Source organism: Pseudomonas sp. HAR-UPW-AIA-41 (genome assembly GCF_002304225.1).
Lineage (GTDB): Bacteria > Pseudomonadota > Gammaproteobacteria > Pseudomonadales > Pseudomonadaceae > Aquipseudomonas.
Map to the genome: position 1 here is coordinate 386904 of NZ_NSLB01000002.1, position 21513 is coordinate 408416.

Sequence of the window (21513 nt, forward strand, 5' to 3'; positions counted from 1 at the left end):
GAATAACACCTGCTCCGCAGCCATGACCTGACTGGAAGCTCCCAGCAAAGCCACGAATAGCGCGGCAGACAGCCGACCACGGAGTTGCACGACTCCCTTTGTCACGATCAGACCTCTCAAGAATCAACCTGTTACGCGGTGAATTTTTACTTATTAAGCCGAGCAAAACCCTGACTTCTGACTATTGTTTTTCATAGGATCAAACCGTTGGAGCGTTTTCATGGATCTGCACAGCCTCTTCAATCAACTGCATACCCTGCCCACTATTCCTAAGGTCGCTCAAGACCTGATTCTGCAATTCGACAACCCTAATACCAGTATCGACAGCGTGGCGCGCAACATATCACTCGATCCGGTGATTGCAGCCAAAGTATTGCGTTTGGCCAACTCCGCACGCTTCCGCGGCGCTCGCGAAGCCGCCAGTGTTGAAGATGCCGCCAGCCGACTGGGCTTCAATACCTTACGCACACTGGTATTGGCCTCGGCAGTAACAGGAGCCTTCAATACAGATTCGGGCTTCGACCTCAAAGCTTTCTGGCTGCACAGTTTCAAAGTGGCCAGCCTCTGCCGGCTATTGGCCAAAAGCCGCGGTGTGGCGGCAGAAACCGCCTTTACCTGCGGCATGATGCACAACATCGGTGAACTTTTGATTCAGACCGGCGCACCGGAAATTGCCGCCCGCCTCAACCGCAAGGCGGCCACGGACGCGGCCGGACGCGTTGCGCAGGAAACCCTCCAACTGGGTTTCGGCTTCCCAGAGGTGGGCGCCGAACTGGCCAAGCGCTGGCAGTTGCCGGAAGTGATTCAGCAGGCCATCGCCCTGCAGGCACAACCGCACAAGGCCGGGGCAGACATGCCGCTGCCGCGCCTGATGGCCCAGGCCGTGATGATTGCCGAGGCCATCGACCAGCATAACGGCGATCTTGAGGCGACCAAGAACGAGCTGGACAACCCGCTCTGCGAAGGTCTGGACATGGAGGATCTGTTCAGCAAGCTGCCCGAGGTGCTGGAGGCCGACAAGGCCTTTGCCCAGTTGCTCAACTAACCCGCTCAGGCAATCTCGCGGCGAAACGGCGGCAGGGCATTGAGAATGGCCTTGCCGTAACGTTGAGTCACCACCCGGCGATCCAGCAGGGTGATGATGCCGCGGTCTTCCTCGGTTCGCAGCAGCCGGCCGCAGGCCTGAACCAACCGCAACGAGGCGTCGGGGACGGCAATTTCCATGAAGGGATTGCCGCCGCGGGCCTCGATCCATTCCGACAGGGCTGCCTCCACCGGGTCATCCGGCACGGCAAAGGGAATCTTGGCGATAACCACGTGCTCGCAATAGGCGCCGGGCAGGTCCACGCCTTCGGCGAAACTGGCCAGACCGAACAGCACACTCGCCTCACCGTCATCGACTCTGGACTTGTGCTTGTTCAGGGTTTCCTGCTTGGACAGATTGCCCTGAATCAGCACCCGCTTGCGCCAGTCCCGCGGCAGACCATCGAAGACTTCCTGCATCTGCTTGCGCGAAGCAAACAGCACCAGGCTGCCACGCTCGCCATTCACCAGATTGGGCAGTTCGCGGATGATGGCCGCCGTGTGCGCCGCCGCATCGCGCGGATCGGCATTGAGATCAGGCACGCGCAGTACACCGGCATCGGCATGCATGAACGGGCTGGGGACCACGGCGGTAACTGCCGAACGCGGCAGGCCGGCGCGCATACGGAAACGGTCGAAACTGTTCAGCGCGGTCAGTGTGGCCGAGGTCACCAGGGCACCGTAGGCAACATTCCACAGATTGCGGCGCAAGGTTTCGGCCGCCAGAATCGGACTGGCATTAACCTCTATATCGAAAAGCGCACCGCTTTCGGCCAGAGTCAGCCAGCGCGCCATCGGCGGGCTGTCCTCGGGGTCTTCGGCGGTAAAGGCCAGCCACAGGTCCCAGTTACCCTGAGCGCGGGCCAGCAGACTGCCAAACAGCGGATACCACTCCTCGGCCTGATGGCTGGCGATACCGATACCCGCCTCGCCATCCATCGCCTGCTTGAGCAGTTCAGCCAGGCGGGTGAACAGATCGGTGAGTTTGGCAAACCCCTTCTTCAGCTCGATGCCCATCTCGCGCAGGTGATCAGGCACAACGCCCGCCGGGAACCGGTGCCGTGGACGCTCGCGCCCTTCCATGTCCTCACCGGCGCGGAAATCGGCCAGCTCCTCGCAGGCGCCGAACATGAACTGCTGCTGACTGCGCAGCTCGCGGGCCAGCTCCGGCACCTGCTCGACCAGACGCCCCAGCTCTCCCGGCATGGGATGCTGAGCCAGAAGTTTGCTCAGGTTCTTGTCGATCTGTGCCAGCCAGTCGGCGGTGGCACGCAGGCGGGTGTAATGGGCGAAATGGCCAATGGCCTTGTCCGGCAGGTGATGGCCTTCGTCGAAGACATAGACGGTCTCGCGCGGGTCAGGCAACACGGCACCGCCCCCCAGAGCCAGGTCAGCCAGAACCATGTCGTGGTTGGTGACGATCACATCGACCTTGGTCATGCCTTCCCGAGCCTTGTAGAAGGCACATTGCTGGAAGTTGGGACAATGCCGATTGGTGCACTGACTGTGATCGGTTGTGAGGCGTGCCCAGTCCTCGTCCTCGATGGCCTCAGGCCAGGCATCACGGTCACCATCCCAGCGGTTGCCGGCCAGGCGCTCGATCATGGTGTTGAACAGTTTCTGGCTGCGCTCGTCGACATCGATGCGAAAGCCTTCATCGGCAAACAGCTGGGCAGTGGCACTCTGCGCCTGACCTTCCTGCAACAGCGCATCGAGCTTGGACAGACACAGGTAACGACCGCGTCCCTTAGCCAGAGCGAAGCTGAAACTGAGCCCGCTGTTGCGCAGCAGGTCCGGCAGATCCTTGTGAACGATCTGCTCCTGCAGCGCCACGGTGGCGGTGGCGATCACCAGCCGCTTGCCAGCCGCCTTGGCTGCCGGAATGGCGGCCAGGCTGTAGGCCACCGTCTTGCCCGTACCGGTTCCGGCCTCCACCGCGACCACGGCCGGCTCCCCCTCCCGATGGCCTTCATCGTCACAGCGAATGCCGCCCAGCCCTTTAGCCACCTCAGCAATCATCAGGCGCTGGCCATAACGGGGCTTGTGGCCCTTGGCCTCGAGAAAGCGAGTGTAAGCGCCCTGGATCTGGGCTTTGAGTTCGGCACTGAGCATGGATCGGACAACGCTAGAGCTGGATAAATTCTCAGTACTTTATCAGGCTGGCTATCATAGCGCCCCGTCTTTCCATCGCCGGAGTCCGAGATGACGCCCTTCGCCCCGCTCTATGCCCTGCATGTCCTCGCCGCCCTCATCTGGGTCGGCGGCATGTTCTTCGCCTGGATGATTCTGCGCCCCGCTGCTGTAGATACCCTGCAGGCCCCCGAACGCCTGCGTTTGTGGGCCTCGGTATTTCAGCGGTTCTTCCGCTGGGTATGGCTGGCCGTGCTGGTGCTGCCGATCAGTGGCATGGGCCTGTTGCACCTGCGCTTTGCCGGTCTGGAAACTGCGCCGCGCTACGTGCAGATCATGATGGGCCTGTACCTGGCCATGCTCGCCCTGTTCCTGCGCGTGCAACTGCTGCAACTGCCGGTGCTGCGCCAGACGATTACTGCCGAAAACTGGCCCGCCGGCGGTGAAGCACTGGGGAAAATCCGCCGCCTGGTGGGCTTCAACCTGCTGCTTGGCCTGCTGCTGGTTACTCTGGCGAGCGCCCGCCCGACGCTCTGATCAAGCGCTTTCCAGACTGTCTGCTGTCCTGCCTTCTGCAGGCAGTCGCAAGGCGCCAAACAGCAGGACCAGCAGGGCTGACGCTAGGGATGGGACTGCTGCTTAAGCAGCTGATGATAAAAAGCCACAGTCAGCAGGTTGAGCACCAGCATGGTGGCGCCAAGCAACTGCAACAGCATAGAAAATGGCTGATTCAGTGGGCTCAGCTGGTTGCTCAGCAACAGCCCCCAGAACAGCAGCACAAGAGCACAGGCGATAGCGCGTAACCAGAGCATGGGTAATCTCCGCACAACAGAAGCCGCCACCATAGCCTTGGCCTGTGCCGAACACCAGAAACGACAAGGGGCGCCTGAGCGCCCCTGTTCGGTCATAACAATACTCAACGATCGACGAACAATTCCACCCGACGGTTCTGCGCCCTCCCGGCATCGGTCGAGTTATCCGCAGCCGGCTGGCTTTCCCCCTGCCCGGCAGCCGAAAGCTTCTCGGCCGGCACGCCATGGCTGGACAGGTAGCTGACCACGCTCTGTGCACGACGCTCGGAAAGGCCCTGATTGTAGGCATCCGAACCCACACTGTCGGTATGCCCGACTACCCGCACACTGACCAGACTGGCACCGGTCAGGCGATTGGCTACCTGCTCCAGAACCGCCTGTGCATTCCCCGTCAGCTCGGCCGAATTGAACTCGAACAGCACATTGCCCAGGTCACTGAGCACAATGACTTCGTCCTGAGCGACCTCGGGTTCGGCAACGACAGCGGGTGTTGGAGCAGGATCATCCTTGTACGGACAACCGTTGGGGAAAACTGCAGAGCCTGCCGGCGTATCCGGACAGCGGTCTCGGCGGTCATGCACCCCGTCATGGTCCTGATCGCCATCCTGCGCGTAGCAGATCAGGCCGCCGACCAAAGCACCGGCCGCAGCGCCACCGCCGGCCCAGGCTGAGCTTTCGATAGCACCCAGTCCGCCGCCTACGGCACCGCCGATCAAGCTACAAATAGGCCAGTTCTGCTGATTGAGTGCCGCATCCCCCGTGCTGGAGGTTGAAACACAACCAGTGAGAACACTGCTGACCAAGAGAAGGGGTAGTGCAGCCCGTGAGAGTCTTGTTCTCATGGCATGATCTCCTGTGTCTCCGGTTAAATTCCGGTGACACAGGAGTTAAGACCACACTATGTAGGTCTACAAGACAGCCTGCGAACGGCCAGACCAGAGGTCATGACCGCCACAGGCCTGAGGCGACTTACGGACGAGCTTCGACTTCGGCTTCAACGCGGCGGTTGATGGCACGGCCTTCTTCGGTGGCGTTATCGGCAACCGGACGGCTCTCGCCATAACCTACGGCATTGAGGCGATCGCCACCCACACCGTACTGGTTGACCAGCACGTCACGCACCGCACCGGCACGCTTCTCGGAGAGCGACTGGTTGTAGGCATCGGTGCCCACGGAGTCGGTGTGACCTTCAACAGTGGCGGTGGTCTGCGGGTACTGGCTCATGAAGTCGGCCAGGGCCTTGATGTCGGCCTGGCTTTCCGGCTTGACCACGGCCTTGTCGAAGTCGAACTTCACATCCAGCTCAACACGTACTGGCTCGGCGGCTTCAGCCACAGGCGCCGGTGCCGGTGCTTCTTCCTGCACCGGGCAGCCATCGGCATCGACCTTGGTGCCCTTCGGCGTGCCCGGGCACTTGTCGAGCTTGTTGACCACGCCGTCACCATCAGCATCACCGTGTACCCAGCAATAGGCGGCACCGGTGATGGCGCCGACGCCCAGACCACCAGCTGCCCACTGAGCACTTTCGATAGCACCCAGTGCGGCACCACCCACACCACCAACAGCGGCACAGGTCGGCCAGTCACTTTCAACCAGACCGGCACAACCACTCAACAGGCCGCTAACCAGAATCAGGGGTACTGCAGTCCTTACCATGCTCATTGTTGACTCTCCTCGATGAATCGGTTTATCCCGATTTTGGAATTAAAGACGCTACTTTTAAAATCCGTCAAATCTAGTCAGTACGATAACGTCACGTTAGGCTTCCTGATCGAAAAAAGGGACGCCCATGACTATCGCCACTTCTTCACGCACCCCACAGCAAGCCCTGGCCGCCCTGCTGGACCGCTATCAACCTCGCAGCCTGCTGGTGCTGGGCGCCAGCGAAATGCCTGCCGTCAAAGCCTTTGTAGAGGCTCATCCGGATTGCCGTATTGACCACAGTCAAACCGCGCCTCTCAACGCCGAGCTGGCAGCCAAGCGTTATGACCTGGCGCTGGTGGTGGACTGCCTGGAGCATCTGTCCAAACGAGAAGGACTGGAGCTGCTCGGCGGTATTCGCAACCTAAACAGCAACCGACTGGCAGTTCTGGCCGACCTGACCGCCTGTCAGTGGCAGGAAACCGACTTCTTTGCCCTGGCTCTTCAGGCCAGCGAGTGTTTCCAGCGAGAGCAGCAGACCCTGCGCCTGTTCACCTACGACCTTCTCAGCTACAAGCAGGTGCCGGACTGGCTGAATGCCAAGTTCTGGGCCAACCCGGAAAACTTCGGCAAATACTGGTGGTGAGATGACTCCGTCAAACTGCCCCTGCAGCTCCGGCCTGAGCTACGAACACTGCTGCGCGCCACTGCACAGGGGTGAGAATGCCGCCAACGCCGCGGCACTGATGCGCTCGCGCTACTGCGCCTACGTGCTGGGTGAAATCGACTATCTGGTCAGCACCACACTGCCGGCCCAGCAGGCAGGACTGGATCGTCCGGCCATTGAACAGTGGAGTCGTGAAAGCCAATGGCTAGGGCTTACGGTGGAACAGCATGAAGAGCTGCCCGGCCAACCCCGGCATTCCCGTGTCACCTTCACCGCCCGGTGGCTCGATGCGCAAGGTGAGCACAGCCACCGGGAAAACTCGGCCTTCGTCGAAGTGGCAGGCCGCTGGTTCTTTATCGACCCGACTGTTCCGGGCAAATACGGTCGCAACGACCCCTGCCCCTGTAGCAGCGGGAAGAAATTCAAGAAGTGCTGCAGTGAGTTTTTGCCGGGCTGATGCCTGGCGCTCAAAGCACCTTGAGGTGCGAGGTGTCCGGTGGCGGAGCCGCCGGTTCAGGCTTGGCCTGCCCAATGTCGCTACCCACAGGCGCCAGACTGAACTGACTGAGATCGACCGCCGGTGCCATCGGCTCGGCCGGCTGATCCTGCAGATCGGCGCCTACCGGAGCCAGACCGAAGTCCGGCGCATCCACATCGATGAAAGCAGCCATGTATTCATCACGCGGCGCCACTTGCAGCCGTCCGCCACTGGCACTCACCGCCCCTGGTGCAGAAGCCGCCGACGTGCTGGGCGCAGCCGGCTCTGCTGGAGGGGGTGCCAGTTCGATATTTTCGATGGGCAAGTCCATATCCAGCACATCGACCACCGCGCCGGCCCGCTCCAGAGTAATGCGGTACTTTTCCGCAGCAGCCGGATCGAGATTGTTCTTGATGACCATGCGCCGGCCGGAAAACAGCAGGGCAATGCGCTGCGCATCAGCCTGAAACAGACGGGCCAGATTGGCCTTGACCTGCTCCAGGTCCGCACCGGGCTGGATCTGCCCGGAAAAGGCAATCTCGTAACGGCTCATGGTCACACTCCTGTCAAATTGACGCGCTAGCCTCGCGCGCCGCTGGCGGGCAAACGCGTCTACGTCCAGCACTCTGGCACGCTCTTGGCCTGACAGTATGGCGCAGGTTTTTTTCCGTCTACAACCGATTGCAGCCAAGCGCTTGCTTGTTACACTGGGCCATCTGGTGGAGTAACCGCATGCGGCAACAGGCAAAACTGATAACAATAATAAGCCGACTGATCCTGTTGGGCCTGCTATTGGCACTCAATGGCTGTTCTACCTGGTTCACTGCCGATTTCACCGCGCCCAAGGTGCATCTGGTCAAGGTCGACATCATCAAGGCCAAGCTGCTTGAACAGCGCTTCATGCTGCATTTCCGCATCGAAAACCCCAACAACTTCAGCCTGCCCATCCGCGGCCTGAGCTACAACGTCAGCCTGAACAACATCAAGCTGGCCGAGGGCCAGACCAGCACCTGGTTCACCGTACCTGCTCATGGCCGTGAAACCTTCAAGGTGCCGGTGAACACCAACCTCTGGCGACACGTCAAACGGGTAGTGAAGATGCTTGAGCGGCCGGATCAGCCGATCCGTTATCAGCTCTCCGGCGAAGTCGAAACCGGGCTGATGTTTGGCAAGAGCGTGCACGTGCAGCGCGAAGGCGAGATAATTCCGGGCAACTACATCCCGGAGTGACTCCCATGAACCAGCAACCCCATGTTCACGGCCCAGACTGCAACCACGATCACGACCATCATCATGATCACGGCCACGTGCATGGCCCGCACTGCAACCATGGCCCGGCCGAACCGACTCGCAATCCGCTGAAGGATGTCGGCCGCAATGATCCCTGCCCCTGTGGCAGCAGCAAGAAATTCAAGAAGTGCCACGGCGCCTGACGCCGCCCCGGCCCATCCGAAGATGGGCCTTTCACCAGTCAGACATCCTTGCAGCGCCCGGCCAGCCTCACTAAGGTAGCCACAACCTCTTCCGCCCCACTTTTCCATGCCCCAGGAGCCCGTGATGGCTTTGCGCCTGATCTCCCGTCCTTTTGCCCTCACCGCCACCAGCGCCCTGCTGGTCAGCATGCTCGGCATCAGTGGCTGTCAGTCTTTCCTTAACGGCCGTTATGCCAGCAGCCTGCACCCGGATCGCGGCAGCGTGGCGGTCAAGGGACTGGCGCAGAACGTCAGCATTCGCCGTAACGAACTGGGCATGCCGCTGATCGAGGCCAGCAACTTCCACGACACCCTGTTTGCCATCGGCTACGTGCACGCCAGTGACCGCCTCAGCCAGATGGTCGGCATGCGCCTGATGGCCGAGGGGCGCCTGGCCGAGATGGCGGGACCCGGGGCACTGGATATCGACCGTTTCATGCGCGCGGTCAATCTGAAGAAAAGTGCCGAGGTGCTCTATCGCAATGCCTCACCGCAGCTGAAGAAGTTCTTCGAGGTCTATGCCCGAGGGGTCAACGCCTACCTGTACCGCTACCAGGACAAACTGCCGATGGACCTGGCCGAGTCCGGTTACCGGCCGGCCTACTGGAAGCCGCAGGATTCGGTGCTGATCTTCTGCCTGCTCAACTTCGGCCTAGCGGTGAACCTGCAGGAGGAAATTGCCTCGCTGGTTCTGGCGCAGAAAGTGGGTGCCGACAAACTCGCCTGGCTCAGCCCGATCTACCCGGACGAACCCTTGCCCTTCGATGAGGCCGAGAAACTCAAGGGCCTGAGCCTGACAGGTCAACTGCAAGGCCTCAGCCAGATCGGTCAGGCCAGCCAGCAGATCGCCGCGCTCAACATGCTCGGCGTGGCCGCCTCGAACAACTGGGCCATCGCGCCAGAGCAGGCGCGTTACGGCAAGAGCCTGCTGGCCAACGACACGCACCTGCCGATTGCCATGCCCTCGGTGTGGAACTTCATCCATGTACGCTCGCCGCGCTATCAGGCCGCCGGCGTCTCGGTGGCCGGGGTACCGGCGGTGGTGGCCGGTTTCAACGGCAAGCTGGCCTGGGGCATGACCATGGTCATGGCCGATAACCAGGACCTGTTCCTCGAAAAAGTCCGTCGCGAAGGCAGCCGCCTGCTGTATCTGGCCGACGGCAAGTGGCTGCCGGCCACGGCCCGCCAGGAAACCTTCTTTATAAAGGGGGAGCGGCCAGTCCGCGAAACCCTGTTCGAGACCCGTCACGGCCCGCTGCTCAACAGCGTGCTGGGCGAGCGCAAGCACATGCTGCAGCCAATGCAGCTGCAGAGCGGTCTGGGCATTGCCCTGCAGACCACCCAGTTCGAAGCCGACCAGTCGCTGGACGCCTTCTTCAAGCTGTCCCGCGCCCAGTCGGTCGACGAAGCCCATGAGTCGACCCGGGCCATCCGTGCCATGGGCCTGAACATGGTCTATGCCGATGCCCAGCACATCGCCTGGCAGGTGACCGGGCGCTACCCGAACCGCCGCGCCGGCCGTGGCCTGCTGCCCTCCCCCGGCTGGGACAGCCGCTACGACTGGGATGGCTACGCCGACCCGATGCTCCATCCCTATGATCAGGACCCGGCACAGGGCTGGCTCGGCACAGCCAACCACCGCACTGCTCCCAGCGGTTATGGCGTGCAGATGTCCAACTCCTGGTATTACCCAGAGCGTGCCGAGCGCATTGCGCAAATGGCAGGCAATGGCAAGCAGGATCAGAAAAGCATGATTGCCATGCAGTACGACCAGCAGTCGCCGTTCATGCCCAAACTCAAGGCCATGCTCCAGGACCCGGCCATGCAACCGGCGCTGCAGAGCGCGATCAAATCGCTGCCCGCTGCCGAGCGCCAGGACGCCGAACGCAGCCTGCAGAGCCTGCTGCGTTTCAATGGCCGCCTGACGGCCACCTCGGCTGACGCCGTGCTCTACGGTGCCTTCCTCCACGAAAGTGCCCGGGCGATCTTCCAGGATGAACTTGGCGCCGACGGCACGCCGGCCTGGGAGGCGCTGGTGGAAACCGCCAATCTGTCCTACTCGGCACAGGCCGATCACCTGCTTGGCCAGCTCGACAGCCCGTTCTGGGACGACCAGCGCACACCACAGAAGGAAGACAAGCCGGTCATCCTCGCCCGCAGCCTGGCCGCGGCCCAGGCTTATGCGCGCCAGGCCATGGGCAGCAATCCGGCCACATGGCAATGGGGCAAGCTGCACCAGTACAACTTCGCCACCGAAACCACGCAGATGGCGCCCTACATGAGTGCCAGCGAGCGTGCCGGCATCAATGCCATCCGCGATTATCTGGACCGCGGGCCCTACGCCGCCGGAGGCGACCACTCCACGCTGAATGTGTCGGCCTACCACTGGGGCAAGGACTTCGACACCTGGCTGATTCCGGCCATGCGCATCGTTGTCGACTTCAGCCGTGAGGAGCCGCTGATCGGCCTGAACAGCACCGGCCAGTCCGGTAACCCGGCAAGCCCGCACTACGCCGACGGCATCGACGCTTGGCTCAAGGGCCAGTACATGAGCTTCCCGTTCCAGTCGAAAAACCTCGAGCGCGCCTACGGCAGCACGCGCCTGACCCTGATGCCAGGGCGCTGATGACCACTCGTCGCCCGGCGCTGAACTTACTGCTGCCGGGTTACTCAGAGTTAACGGACTTACTCCATATCTTCAGGGCGCTCTCGGGCGCCCTTTCTTTTTGCCCGTCATTTTCCGCCGTTGTGAGCTAGCGTTTTAAGGCACACCCGGCGGATTGGCTCTCTTGCGCAAACCACTGCTTACCCGACTGCTCAAGTTGCGTGAACTCGACAACACCTGGCGCGCGCGCGTGCAGCAGGAAAACCTCAAGCGCCTGTACTTTCTCGCGCTGTTCGGAGTGCTCCTGAGCCTAAGCCAGATAGTGCTGTTCTGGCTGCTGGACGCCCAGGGATCAGCCAGAGAAGCACGCTGGCGCGAAATATCCCTGCTCGTACACCCCGCCATTCTGCTGCTTTCACTGTTGATCGGCGGACTCACCCTTCGCCTGCGCCACTTGGACAATCAGAGCGAGGCAGTCGAGCTGCTGAGTATCCTGACGGCGACACTAGTACTAGCAGTAGGCCTGATGCTGACGGCCTTTGATCAACTTGTGATTCAGGGGGTAACGCCACTGGTCACCGCCTGTAGTATCACTGCCCTACTGCTGTATTTGCGGCCGCTCACAGCTTTTGCTCTTTTCAGCAGCGCACTGTTCATCAGCCTGCTCATCATCAACGAACTGTCACCCAGCCCAGCTCAAAGGCTCAGCAGCACCATGAACAGCATCACCGCCTGCGCCAGCGGCCTGCTGGTGTCGTGGATTCTTTATCGCAATTTTCTGCGCGAACAGCAGTTGCGCAAGGTGCTCTTGCGTCAACGCGAAACACTCAAGGCACGCACCCGCCAACTGCAATTTCAGGCCACCCACGACACCCTGACCGGACTGTTCAACCGCCGCGAGTTCGAGCGTCTCACGGAAAACGAGTTGTCACGGGTGAACCGGCATCCAGCGCCGCTCAGCCTGCTCATGCTGGATCTCGATCACTTCAAGGCCATCAACGATAACTTTGGCCATCCCGCCGGAGATGCAGTGATTCGCCATGTTGCCCGCCTGCTCAGCGAACACACCCGCAACTGCGACACCATCGGACGACTTGGCGGCGAAGAGTTCATCATTCTGCTGCCCGAAACCGATCTGCCTCAGGCCCAGCAAACCGCTGAAAAGTTACGCGGACTGATAGAGCACAGTGCCATTGATGTCGATAACGGGCGACTGAGGATCACCGCCAGCGTCGGCTTGGCTTGCTTAGCCCCTGGCTGCCAGACAGACCTGAGCCCTCTCTACCTGGCTGCCGACCAAGCGTTGTACAGAGCCAAGCGGGCAGGACGTAACAGGGTCGAACACTTCTACTTCACCCCATCAGCACCGGACTTGAGCTCTCCGCCTCTGTCCTGACCGAACGCCAGGCAGCCTCAGCAAAAGTATCCAACTGTTCAAGGAGCGGTGTGGTTATGCGCCCGGCTAGCCAATGACGCGCATAGTCATGCGTCGGGCCTACCACCAAAGCGGCAAATACCTCGATCGGCAAGTCGCGCAAGGCTCCTCTGTAAGGTGCAAACCAGTCATGCAAGCGCTCCTGGAACAGCTGCTGATCACCGCGCAACCGCTCAGTCGCGTCCTCGTGACGTACCTGCGCCCGGTGATGGAAGCAGAAGCGCGCCCAATCCGGATTGGCGCTGATCCACTCCACATTTGCCGCGACCAGCGCCTTGATCCCCTCTTCCGCGCCGTTAGCCGAGTCCAGCCGGCTGGCTACCTGCAAGGCGAAGTCACGCATGCCCTCGATGAACACCGCTGCGGCGATGGCCTCCTTGTTGCCAAAGTGGTGGTAGAGACTCCCCACACTGGTGGCACTGGCCTCACGGATCATGTCGATGGTTGTCCCCGACACACCATGCTCACTGAAGCAACGCAGCGCCGCGTCGATGATCTGGCGCTTGCGCCCCCGGCTTTTCGACTGGACAGCCGTCATACCTGCACCCAAAACTAGAATAATATTCTAATAGCTGACATTCTTGGCCGCGTCAGCCAACCACAACACCGAGCTATCGCCATGAATGCACTCAAAGCGTTTAACTTCGCCCGCCGATTCCCCGCCGGACTCTGGCTTTTCAGCCGCGCAGTGTGCTGGACAGCCCCCTACTTTGCCAGCATCCGCCCGCAGATCCGGGTGTTACAACCAGGCAGAGCGGAAGTCACCATGAAGAAACGCCGGGCGGTGCAGAATCATCTGCAGACCGTACACGCCATTGCCATGTGCAACATGGCCGAGCTGGCCGGAGGGATGTGCACGGACGTGTCCATCCCGCGCGGCAGCCGCTGGATACCGGCGGGCATGACCGTTGAATACCTGAAAAAGGCTAAAACCGACCTCGTCGCGGTGGCCGACGGCCAGCACATCGACTGGACCACCACCGGGGAAGTGATAGTGCCAGTCGAGGTTCGCGACACCTCAGCGGAACTGGTATTCCGAGCTCAGATCCGCATGAACCTAAAGCACGGTTGATCATTGCCCTCAGGGTTGAGGGCTTACAGCTCTGACCGCATTGCGCGTGTGAGCACCAAAGTGGCCAATCAACTCGATGATCAATTGCTGTAACTGAGCATCGGGTTTGGGCGCAGCCTGCTGATTCCCCTTGCTGAAATCACCGGGAGTCGGCTGCTCGACCAGCCACTTACCAATCAGGGCATCAAACTGATCAGCCTGCTGACGAGACTCATAAGCCACCGTATCGCGCAGATAGCGGTAGTCAAACGCCGGGTACTGAGCATCTTTACCCTGATTGATGTATGACATGAGCAACGGCCGCTGAGCATCGCCAGTCGCCAGTTCGCTGCGCAGCCAGCGCAACTGGTATTTCTCGACTTCGGTATGCCGGGTCGCCACTCGCTCAATGGCAGCCTGCTTATCTTCTGGGAAGCCCGCCAGCGCCTTGGCGGCCGTCCAGATCAGACCTGCCGTGGTCTCCCCCGGCAACACGGTGGAGTGGTACGGCTGAGTCAGGTCCTGAATGTAGTGCAGCCCCCAACCAAGGAAGCGATAGCCCCAGTAGGGATGGCCTTGCTCGAAGGCAAAGCGTGCCAGCCCGAAGTACTGATAGGCACGCCACTGCGGGTAGGTACGGGTGAGGAAAGGCCCGGCCGCAAATACCAGCGGGCTCTCGTGGTAATAGCCAATATGAAAAGGTGCCTGCGACGAGTATTCGAATCGGGCATCGCCAAAGGGCTGGGGGCCGAAATTGTAGAGCGCACCCACTTTGCCCGGATTGTCACTGAAGAGATTGATGTCGTGGCCGTAGTCCGGCTCGTCCGCAGCCGTGCTGGTGATGGCCAGAGGACTCAGTTTTTCGCCCTCACTGACGCCGTAAAAGCGCCAGTCATTCCACATACTCAGCTGGCGTGACACGGTAACGGCCGAGGCCTCCAGGCGCTGACGCTGCCCCGGCAATACGCCAGGCAAGGCCTGGATAAAGTAGGCAAGACGAATCTCCGGGTTAATCCGTAGCGCCTGCAGAAAAGCAGACTTTCTATCCGGAGCGCCAGGCTGCCAGCGCAGGCTGTCAGGACGCTCCGGATAACCGTCGAAATGAGCCCTGGCAAATGCTTCCTGCTCATCCAGCAGGACCTGCAGTTCCTGTTCTTCGGCGGTCAAAAAACGCTCTAACGACTCAACTTCAATCGACTCGTCGCTCATGCCCGGCAAAGGTGCCAACGCCAGACTGCTGCCCATCGAGTGGTTGGACCACGCCTGAGCCTGAAAAGGCAGTAAGAACAGAACAGCACAACAGGCAGACAGCAGTTTCATCACAAACTCCAGGCAGACATCCGGCCATGCTCACAACGACGGCCACTGTAGCTCTGCAGCCTACCAGCCATGCGCCGTCTGAACACTGTCCACTGCGGACATGGCCACTCACCAATCACGCCGTTACTGCGGCAGATAGCGCAAGCGTATGCGCTGATCCTCGCCACGCTGCTGCACCCGCAGCAGTGCCTGATCAAAACGGTCACGCTGCTCGGCACGGATAAAACCGACCTGATAAGGCGTGGGCGGAAAGATGTCGAACCAGTCCACCGCCTGGGTGATATCGACCTGATCGGCGACCTCGCGACTGAGGTACTCGAAGATATTGCGCTCGGCTACTACCAGATCGGTGCGCCCACTGAACAAAAGGCGGTTACGCCCAAGCTGCTGAGCCTCCTCGTGGTAGCGCGGATTGTTATCAGCCATCTGCTGGAACTCCGGACCGAGCAGATAGCGGGCGCGCTGGTAAGCACTGACCGAAAAACTACCCAGGTCAGAAACCTGACGGATCGACAGATGCCGAGAAGCTAGGGCTCCCACCATATTTTGGTAGTGAATATAGGGCTGTGAGTAGAAGGCCCGGACCCCGCTACGTTCGTTAGTCGTGGTGATCGCATCAATTTCACCCCGGGCCAGAAGCAGGTGCAGGCGCTCCTGCGGGGCATACACGGGATCAATCTGCCACCCTGCTTCACTGACTGCAGCGGCGACGATTTCGTACTCGATACCGCGCTGCAGCCCCTCGAAGATATAGGGCGGTTTGTTCAGGCCAAAACCAACACGCAGCTGCTCCGCGCTCCAGCTCACCTGCAGACCTGCAAACCACACCAGCAGCCAGCACCACCGCATAGAAACCGCCCCCGTCATCACTGCGCCGTATAGTTGGCAATAGCGCTGCCACCGGCTGCATCAGTCTAGACTGATGCCTCCTGTGCAACCCAGTTTGTGGAGCTCCATCATGTTGAAAGCCGAATACCAGCAACGCGGCCCGGTGCCGCAGGACGTCATCGCCGCCGTGCCCTTCGACTTGCCGGAACTCGGTGCCGGCGAAGCGCGGGTAAAAGTGCTGGCGGCCCCGATCAACCCCTCCGACGTACTCACCCTCACCGGTGAATACGGCATGCTGCCTCCACTGCCGGCCATTGGCGGCAACGAGGGCGTAGGCCGCGTGGAAGCAGTAGGCGCTGACGTCGAAGGCCTCAAACCAGGCCAGATGGTGCTGCTGCCGGTCGGTTGCGGCACCTGGCGCAGCCACCTGCAGGTCCAGGCCAAGCAGTTGATCCCGCTGCCGGAAGCCGACCCGCTGCAACTGGCCATGCTCACCGTCAACCCGCCAACCGCTTATCTGATGCTGCGCGAGTTTGTTGACCTCAAGCCTGGCGACTGGGTCATCCAGAACGCCGCCAACTCCGGCGTCGGCAGCTACCTGATTCAGCTGGCGAAAATCCGCGGTCTGAAGACGGTCAACGTAGTGCGCCGCGAGTCCGCCATCGATGCCGTCAAGGCCGAGGGCGGCGATGTGGTGCTGGTCGATGGCCGCGATCTGCACAAGCGCGTGCGAGAGGCCACGGGTGGCGCCACCATCAAGCTGGGTATCGATGCCGTGGCCGGTCAGTCCACTGACCACCTGGCGCAATGCCTCGCCGAAGAAGGTGTGCTGGTTAACTACGGCCGCATGAGTGGTGAGCCGTGCCAGGTCACGCCCAGTTCGTTTGTCTTCCGCGACGTGACCCTGCGCGGTTTCTGGCTGGCCAAATGGTTCCAGAAGGCCAGCCAGACCGAGCAGATGCAGGTGTTTGGCGAGCTGATCGGACTGATTGCCCAGGGCAAACTGAAGACCCGCATCGGCGCCACTTACGATGTCAGCGAGATCCAGCAGGCGGTAGCCGCCGCTGCGGCCGGCGAGCGCGACGGCAAAATCCTCGTCGTGCCGAAATAAGCGTGATGGTGGCATGAAAAAGGGCGCCCGAAGGCGCCCTTTTTGCTTCCCGGAATCACCGTTTTCCGGCCGTGATTACTCGGCCGCCGGCTTGCGCCGCTTCAGCGGAGCGGTGCCGTCGGAGTTGCCGACCAGGCTCGGGCCGGAAGACTTGGCCTTGTCGGCACTCGGCTTGCGCCGCGCAGGAGCCTTGCCGACAGTCTTCTTGCCATCCTTCTTGTCGGTCTTTTTCTTCTTCACGCCAGCGGCCTTGCCCGAGGCCTTGAGCTTCTTCGGCCCCTGGTAGTGAGCCTTGAGCCCCTGGATGTTGCGGCGCTCGAAACGCTGCTTGAGGTAGCGCTCGATGCTCGACATCAGGTTCCAGTCGCCATGGCAGATCAGCGAGATGGCCAGCCCATCAGCGCCAGCACGGCCTGTACGACCGATACGGTGCACATACTCGTCACCCGAGCGCGGCAGATCGAAGTTGATCACCAGATCCAGACCTTCGACATCCAGACCACGAGCCGCCACATCGGTGGCCACCAGAATCTTCGCGCCGCCCTGCTTCATGCGCTCGATGGCCTGCTTGCGCTCCTTGTGATCCTTGTCGCCATGCAGAATGAACACCTTGTGCTGGCTGGCCACCAGATGACCATAGAGGCGGTCGGCCTGGGCACGGGTATTGGTGAAGATGATCGCCTTCTGATACGTCTCATTGGCCAGCAACCACTCGACGAGGCGCTCCTTGTGGTCGTTGTCGTCAGCCGTGATGATTTGCTGACGCGTGCCCTCATTGAGCTGACTGACGCGGTTGACCTGCAGGTGCAGCGGCTCACGCAGCACGCTGGAGACCATCTCGCGCAGGCCGCTGCCGCCGTTGGTGGCAGAGAACAGCATGGTCTGCTGGCGCTGCGCGCACTCGTTGGCCAGGCGAGTGACATCTTCGGCAAAGCCCATGTCGAGCATGCGGTCGGCTTCGTCCAGCACCAGCACCTCAACCTGATCAAGCTTGAGATGGCCGGCATTCAGGTGCTCCAGCAAACGCCCCGGGGTGGCTATCAGCACATCCGGACATTTGCGCAGGAGGGCGGCCTGCACCTTGAAATCCTCCCCCCCAGTGATCAGGCCGGACTTGAGGAAGGTGAACTGGGAAAAACGCTCCACTTCCTTGAGGGTCTGCTGGGCCAGTTCGCGGGTCGGCAGCAGGATCAGCGAACGCACGTCACTGCGGGCCCGTGACGCGCCGTCGCCGAGCAGTCGGTTGAGCAGCGGCAGCACGAAGGCCGCCGTCTTGCCACTGCCGGTCTGCGCGGTCACCTGCAGATCGCGGCCCTCCAGGGCCGGCGGAATCGCCGTCTGCTGCACAGGCGTGGGCTCGGTGAAATTGAGCTCAGCCACGGCTTTGAGCAGGCGTTCATGCAGGGCAAATTGGGCAAACACGGCGGGCACCTCGGTGAAAAACGGGAAATCAGCTGCATAGGGTAACGGTTAGCGCAGCAAATCGCCCCTTTTACTGCACGCAGCCGAGCCTAAACTGGCAATTGCTAGCTCCCTAGACCACTACCCGGAGGCCAACATGGTAAACACCCGCACTCTCCTGCTAGGTACCAGCGCACTGGCACTGAGCCTCTGTCTGCAAGCCGCCCCAAACAACGACAAGAACCACGGCCAAGCCAGCAAAGGGCAACAGCACAGTCAGAAGCACAACAACCAAAGCGCCTTGGATAAGAGCGATACCGGAGGCAAGCACGCCCAGGAGTACCAGCGTGACTATCACAACGATTACCAGGCAGACCTGAGTGAAATCGAACGTATTCTGCGTGGTTATCAAAGCCCAACACCGGCCAAAGCACTACCGCCGGGTATTGCCAAGAACCTCGCGAGAGGCAAACCGCTGCCACCTGGTATTGCCAAGCAGATCGACCCGACCCTGGCCCGCCAACTGCCCTACTACCCCGGCTACGAGTGGCGCCAGTACGGCACCGACGCCGTACTGGTAGAGGTCGGTACGACAATCGTGCGCGAAGTGCTGCGCGACATCCTGCGATGAGTGGCACAAGCCCACTCGGAATTGACCTGTAGCAGATAGCCACTGGCCACCAGCGCTCATACTGAAACAGTCAATGTCCCGGGAGTTCGCAAGTAATGACTGTGCAACTGAAAACCAGTACCGAGCTGCGTGAGTGGCTTCGTCAGCATCGCTGTGGCAACCCCCACCACACCAGCCTGGGAATCCTGCTGTTGGAAAGTGGAGTGATTACCTCGGCACAGCTGGAACGGGCACTGAGCTATCAGCACGAGCACCCGGATAAAGGTCGTCTCGGGCAGATCCTGCTGGAGATGAAAATGATCAGCCCCGAGCGTTTGGCGCTCACGGTCGCCGAGCAACTGGGCATCCCGCGTATTGATCTGGAAGACTTCGATTTCGACCAGAACTGTATCAGCCTTATCCCTGAGGGGATGGCAAGGCGCTACCTGGTGGTCCCTCTGATGCTGGAAGGGGAACGCCTGATCATCGCCACGCCCGACCCAACACACAGCGAACTGCTGCATCTGCTGGGGTTCGTTACCGGCAAACCGGTGGAAGCCGTAATGGCCACGCCAGGAGCCATTGAGGAAACCGTCAACCACCTGTATGCCTGCGCAGCCGCTGACCAGCTGCCGGAAAATGAAATCGACGAGCAACCGCTAAGCTTGCACCGCATCAAGCAACTAGCCGAAGACAAACCGACCGTCCGTTTTGTTGAAAACCTGCTGGAAGAGGCGATCAGCCGGCGCGCCTCCGATATCCACCTGCGCCCTGGCGAACATGATGTCAGTGTGCTGCTGCGAATTGACGGACTCTTGCAGGAACTGCGCAAAGTCAAACGTGCCCACCTCCCAGCAATTGTCAGCCGCATCAAGATCATCGGCGGGATGAACATCGCCGAGCACCGCCTGCCCCAGGATGGCCGACACATGGTCCATCTCGGTGATCGCACCATCGACCTGCGCCTGTCGATCATGCCCACGGTGCATGGTGAAAGCGTAGTCATCCGGATTCTCGATACCCAGCAGAGCATGAAAAGCCTCGATCAGATCGGTTTCAGCGAGCAGGACGTCTCGCGCTTCCGCAACCTGATCAGCCACAACCAGGGCATCCTGCTGGTCACCGGCCCTACGGGCTCGGGCAAGAGCACCACCCTCTACGCAGCCCTGAACACCATCAAGGCCAGCGGTGTGAACATCATCACCGTGGAAGACCCGGTGGAATACCAGATCGACGGTATCCGCCAGATCCAGGTCAAACCGGCGATCGGCTACACCTTCGCCCGCGCCCTGCGCCACATCCTGCGCCATGACCCGGATGTGATCATGGTCGGCGAGATCCGCGACCAGGAAACCGCCCTGATGGCAGCCGAGAGTGCCCTCACCGGCCACCTGGTGCTGTCCACACTGCACACCAACAGTGCCGCGGCCACGGTCACCCGCCTGCTGGAAATCGGTATCGCCCCCTATCTGCTCAATGCCAGTCTGCTCGGCGTGCTGGCTCAGCGTCTGGTACGACGTAACTGCCCGCACTGCCTGGTCGAAGAGAATGTGCCCGAGCACGTCCGCAACGCGCTGGGATTGAAGGCGGACGAACTTTTTTACATCGGCAAGGGCTGTCCACACTGTCACGGCAAGGGAATCTCTGGCCGGGTCGCGGCTTATGAGCTGCTGGAAGTAACGCCCGCGCTGCGTGCCATGATCGAGCCGTCGGTAGAGGCCCAGAAAATCGAGCAGCAAGCGATTGCCGACGGCATGCGCCCCCTGACACAAAGCGCCCTGCAACTGGCACGCAACAAACAGATTTCGCTGGCGGAGGTCTATCGCGTGCGCCTCGAATAGCCCTCAGCTGGTGCCGTAGCGCGCCTGCTTACGCAGCAGGCGCGCGCTATCCCAACCGGTGAGCAGCACCGCCAGCCAGATCGGCAGATAGGTCAGCAGCTGTGCCGGATCGAATGTTTCACCGAGAAACAGCACCGAAGCGGCGAACAGCAACACCGGCTCGACATAGCTGAGAATGCCGAATAGCCCCAGCGGCAACAGGCGACTGGCAGCCATCATGGCGCCAAACGCCAGGGCACTGAACAGCCCCAGCCCCGGCAGCAGCCAGGTCAGCTGCGGCGCCTGCTGCAGCAGATCGGTCTGCCCCAGGAAAAGAATCAGGCCGATCGCCAGCGGCGCCAGCACCAGCATTTCCAGAATGAAGCCGGACAAGGCATCCAGGCGCATCCAGCGGCGCAGCATGAAATACGGCGGATAGCCCAGCGCGGAGACCAGGGTGACCCAGGAAAAGGCACCGGTCAGCCATAACTCATGCGCCACGCCCAGCAGGGCACAGCCCACCGCCACCTTCTGCAGCGGACGCAGGCGCTCGCCATAGAACAGGCGGCCGACCAGCACCATGGCCAGCGGCAGGAGGAAATAGCCCAGCGAGACGTCCAGCATGTGCCCGGTCAGCGGCGCCCAGAGAAAGATGCCCCACTGCACCCCCATCATTGCCGCCGACAGTGGCAGCGCCAGACACAACAGCGGCTCATGCCGCAGACGCCGAAAAGCAGCCAGCAGCACCGGCCACTGGCGCATCAGCAGCACCAGCAGAAGCACCGCCGGGATCGACCAGAGCACGCGCTGGGCGAAAATCTGCACGGCATCGAGCGGCGCCAGCCAGCGCACATAGCCCGGCATCAGGGCAAACATGAACGATGAGGCCAGCGACAGCGCCACCCCTTGACCCGACAACTTCACAACAACCTCCGGCCACCGTCGGCCGGGCAGAATCCCAGCACAATGCGTGCAGTATTTTTAACACAGCAGACGTAAAAAAACCGGCCTGTTTACACAGACCGGCAGGCTCGGGGTTCTGACCCCGA

The 21513-nt window shown here is 61.1% G+C and carries 22 protein-coding genes; 12 read left to right on the forward strand and 10 right to left on the reverse strand.

The features are described 5' to 3' along the window. The first annotated feature begins 220 nt into the window (after positions 1-220). The gene (locus CK486_RS06075) at positions 221-1045 is read left to right on the forward strand and encodes an HDOD domain-containing protein (protein WP_095939386.1); all 825 of its coding nucleotides are present in this window, start codon (positions 221-223) and stop codon (positions 1043-1045) included. Between the two features lie 5 nt (positions 1046-1050). On the opposite strand, the gene dinG is transcribed toward CK486_RS06075, so the two are convergent. Beyond that, positions 1051-3195 (reverse strand): ATP-dependent DNA helicase DinG, encoded by a 2145-nt coding sequence (gene dinG / locus CK486_RS06080; protein ID WP_095939387.1) that lies wholly within the window; start codon positions 3193-3195, stop codon positions 1051-1053. Positions 3196-3285: 90 nt separating this feature from the next. Here dinG and CK486_RS06085 point away from each other — a divergent pair, with 90 nt between their 5' ends. Then, a complete protein-coding gene (locus CK486_RS06085; RefSeq protein ID WP_095939388.1) occupies positions 3286-3750 on the forward strand; it encodes a CopD family protein in 465 nt (154 codons plus the stop codon). A gap of 83 nt (positions 3751-3833) precedes the next feature. Here the strand turns inward: CK486_RS06085 and CK486_RS06090 are convergent, their stop codons facing one another. The 3 genes from CK486_RS06090 to CK486_RS06100 all read right to left on the reverse strand — a co-directional run bounded on the left by CK486_RS06090 (position 3834) and on the right by CK486_RS06100 (position 5687). Further along, a complete protein-coding gene (locus CK486_RS06090; RefSeq protein ID WP_176481658.1) occupies positions 3834-4025 on the reverse strand; it encodes a DUF1145 domain-containing protein in 192 nt (63 codons plus the stop codon). Between the two features lie 104 nt (positions 4026-4129). Next, positions 4130-4867, reverse strand: coding sequence for an OmpA family protein (locus CK486_RS06095; RefSeq protein ID WP_176481659.1), 738 nt, complete (start codon positions 4865-4867; stop codon positions 4130-4132). Positions 4868-4994: 127 nt separating this feature from the next. Continuing rightward, positions 4995-5687, reverse strand: a complete 693-nt coding sequence (locus tag CK486_RS06100) for an OmpA family protein (protein WP_095939391.1) — start codon at positions 5685-5687, stop codon at positions 4995-4997. 127 nt (positions 5688-5814) lie between these two features. Between CK486_RS06100 and CK486_RS06105 the strand changes: the two genes are divergently transcribed. After that, complete coding sequence (locus CK486_RS06105; RefSeq protein ID WP_095939392.1) at positions 5815-6312, forward strand: DUF6231 family protein; 498 nt, start codon at positions 5815-5817, stop codon at positions 6310-6312. Between the two features lies 1 nt (position 6313). Then, positions 6314-6790: a YchJ family protein gene (locus tag CK486_RS06110; RefSeq protein ID WP_095939393.1), complete on the forward strand. Its 477-nt coding sequence runs from the start codon at positions 6314-6316 to the stop codon at positions 6788-6790. A gap of 10 nt (positions 6791-6800) precedes the next feature. Here the strand turns inward: CK486_RS06110 and CK486_RS06115 are convergent, their stop codons facing one another. Continuing rightward, positions 6801-7364 (reverse strand): hypothetical protein, encoded by a 564-nt coding sequence (locus CK486_RS06115; RefSeq protein ID WP_095939394.1) that lies wholly within the window; start codon positions 7362-7364, stop codon positions 6801-6803. Positions 7365-7543: 179 nt separating this feature from the next. Here CK486_RS06115 and CK486_RS06120 point away from each other — a divergent pair, with 179 nt between their 5' ends. From CK486_RS06120 to CK486_RS06135, 4 genes are all read left to right on the forward strand, one after another. After that, entirely contained in the window at positions 7544-8041 is a 498-nt protein-coding gene (locus CK486_RS06120; RefSeq protein ID WP_095939395.1) for an LEA type 2 family protein, read from the forward strand. Between the two features lie 5 nt (positions 8042-8046). Further along, a complete protein-coding gene (locus tag CK486_RS06125) occupies positions 8047-8244 on the forward strand; it encodes an SEC-C metal-binding domain-containing protein (RefSeq protein ID WP_095939396.1) in 198 nt (65 codons plus the stop codon). A 124-nt stretch (positions 8245-8368) separates the two neighbouring features. Beyond that, entirely contained in the window at positions 8369-10909 is a 2541-nt protein-coding gene (locus tag CK486_RS06130; RefSeq protein ID WP_095939397.1) for a penicillin acylase family protein, read from the forward strand. Between the two features lie 301 nt (positions 10910-11210). Continuing rightward, entirely contained in the window at positions 11211-12284 is a 1074-nt protein-coding gene (locus tag CK486_RS06135; RefSeq protein ID WP_141248888.1) for a GGDEF domain-containing protein, read from the forward strand. Here CK486_RS06135 and CK486_RS06140 read toward each other — a convergent pair. Beyond that, a complete protein-coding gene (locus tag CK486_RS06140) occupies positions 12241-12861 on the reverse strand; it encodes a TetR/AcrR family transcriptional regulator (RefSeq protein WP_095939399.1) in 621 nt (206 codons plus the stop codon). The genes CK486_RS06135 and CK486_RS06140 overlap by 44 nt on opposite strands. 81 nt (positions 12862-12942) lie before the next feature. Here CK486_RS06140 and CK486_RS06145 point away from each other — a divergent pair, with 81 nt between their 5' ends. Next, on the forward strand, positions 12943-13395 hold the full coding sequence (locus tag CK486_RS06145) for a hotdog fold domain-containing protein (RefSeq protein ID WP_095939400.1): 453 nt from the start codon (positions 12943-12945) through the stop codon (positions 13393-13395). A gap of 9 nt (positions 13396-13404) precedes the next feature. Here CK486_RS06145 and CK486_RS06150 read toward each other — a convergent pair whose 3' ends face one another. Further along, a complete protein-coding gene (locus CK486_RS06150; RefSeq protein ID WP_095939401.1) occupies positions 13405-14694 on the reverse strand; it encodes a phospholipase in 1290 nt (429 codons plus the stop codon). A 123-nt stretch (positions 14695-14817) separates the two neighbouring features. Continuing rightward, positions 14818-15543 carry an ABC transporter substrate-binding protein gene (locus CK486_RS06155; RefSeq protein WP_095939402.1) on the reverse strand — a complete coding sequence of 242 codons (726 nt, stop codon included), beginning with the start codon at positions 15541-15543 and terminating at the stop codon, positions 14818-14820. Positions 15544-15652: 109 nt separating this feature from the next. Between CK486_RS06155 and CK486_RS06160 the strand changes: the two genes are divergently transcribed. Beyond that, positions 15653-16633, forward strand: a complete 981-nt coding sequence (locus CK486_RS06160) for a zinc-dependent alcohol dehydrogenase family protein (protein ID WP_095939403.1) — start codon at positions 15653-15655, stop codon at positions 16631-16633. Between the two features lie 75 nt (positions 16634-16708). Here the strand turns inward: CK486_RS06160 and CK486_RS06165 are convergent, their stop codons facing one another. After that, positions 16709-18055 (reverse strand): DEAD/DEAH box helicase, encoded by a 1347-nt coding sequence (locus tag CK486_RS06165; RefSeq protein ID WP_095939618.1) that lies wholly within the window; start codon positions 18053-18055, stop codon positions 16709-16711. Positions 18056-18191: 136 nt separating this feature from the next. Between CK486_RS06165 and CK486_RS06170 the strand changes: the two genes are divergently transcribed. Both CK486_RS06170 and CK486_RS06175 read left to right on the forward strand, forming a co-directional pair. Continuing rightward, positions 18192-18665: an anti-virulence regulator CigR family protein gene (locus CK486_RS06170; protein ID WP_095939404.1), complete on the forward strand. Its 474-nt coding sequence runs from the start codon at positions 18192-18194 to the stop codon at positions 18663-18665. A gap of 95 nt (positions 18666-18760) precedes the next feature. Further along, complete coding sequence (locus tag CK486_RS06175; protein WP_095939405.1) at positions 18761-20485, forward strand: GspE/PulE family protein; 1725 nt, start codon at positions 18761-18763, stop codon at positions 20483-20485. A gap of 3 nt (positions 20486-20488) precedes the next feature. Here CK486_RS06175 and rarD read toward each other — a convergent pair whose 3' ends face one another. Then, positions 20489-21388 carry an EamA family transporter RarD gene (gene rarD / locus CK486_RS06180; RefSeq protein WP_095939406.1) on the reverse strand — a complete coding sequence of 300 codons (900 nt, stop codon included), beginning with the start codon at positions 21386-21388 and terminating at the stop codon, positions 20489-20491. Positions 21389-21513 lie beyond the last annotated feature (125 nt).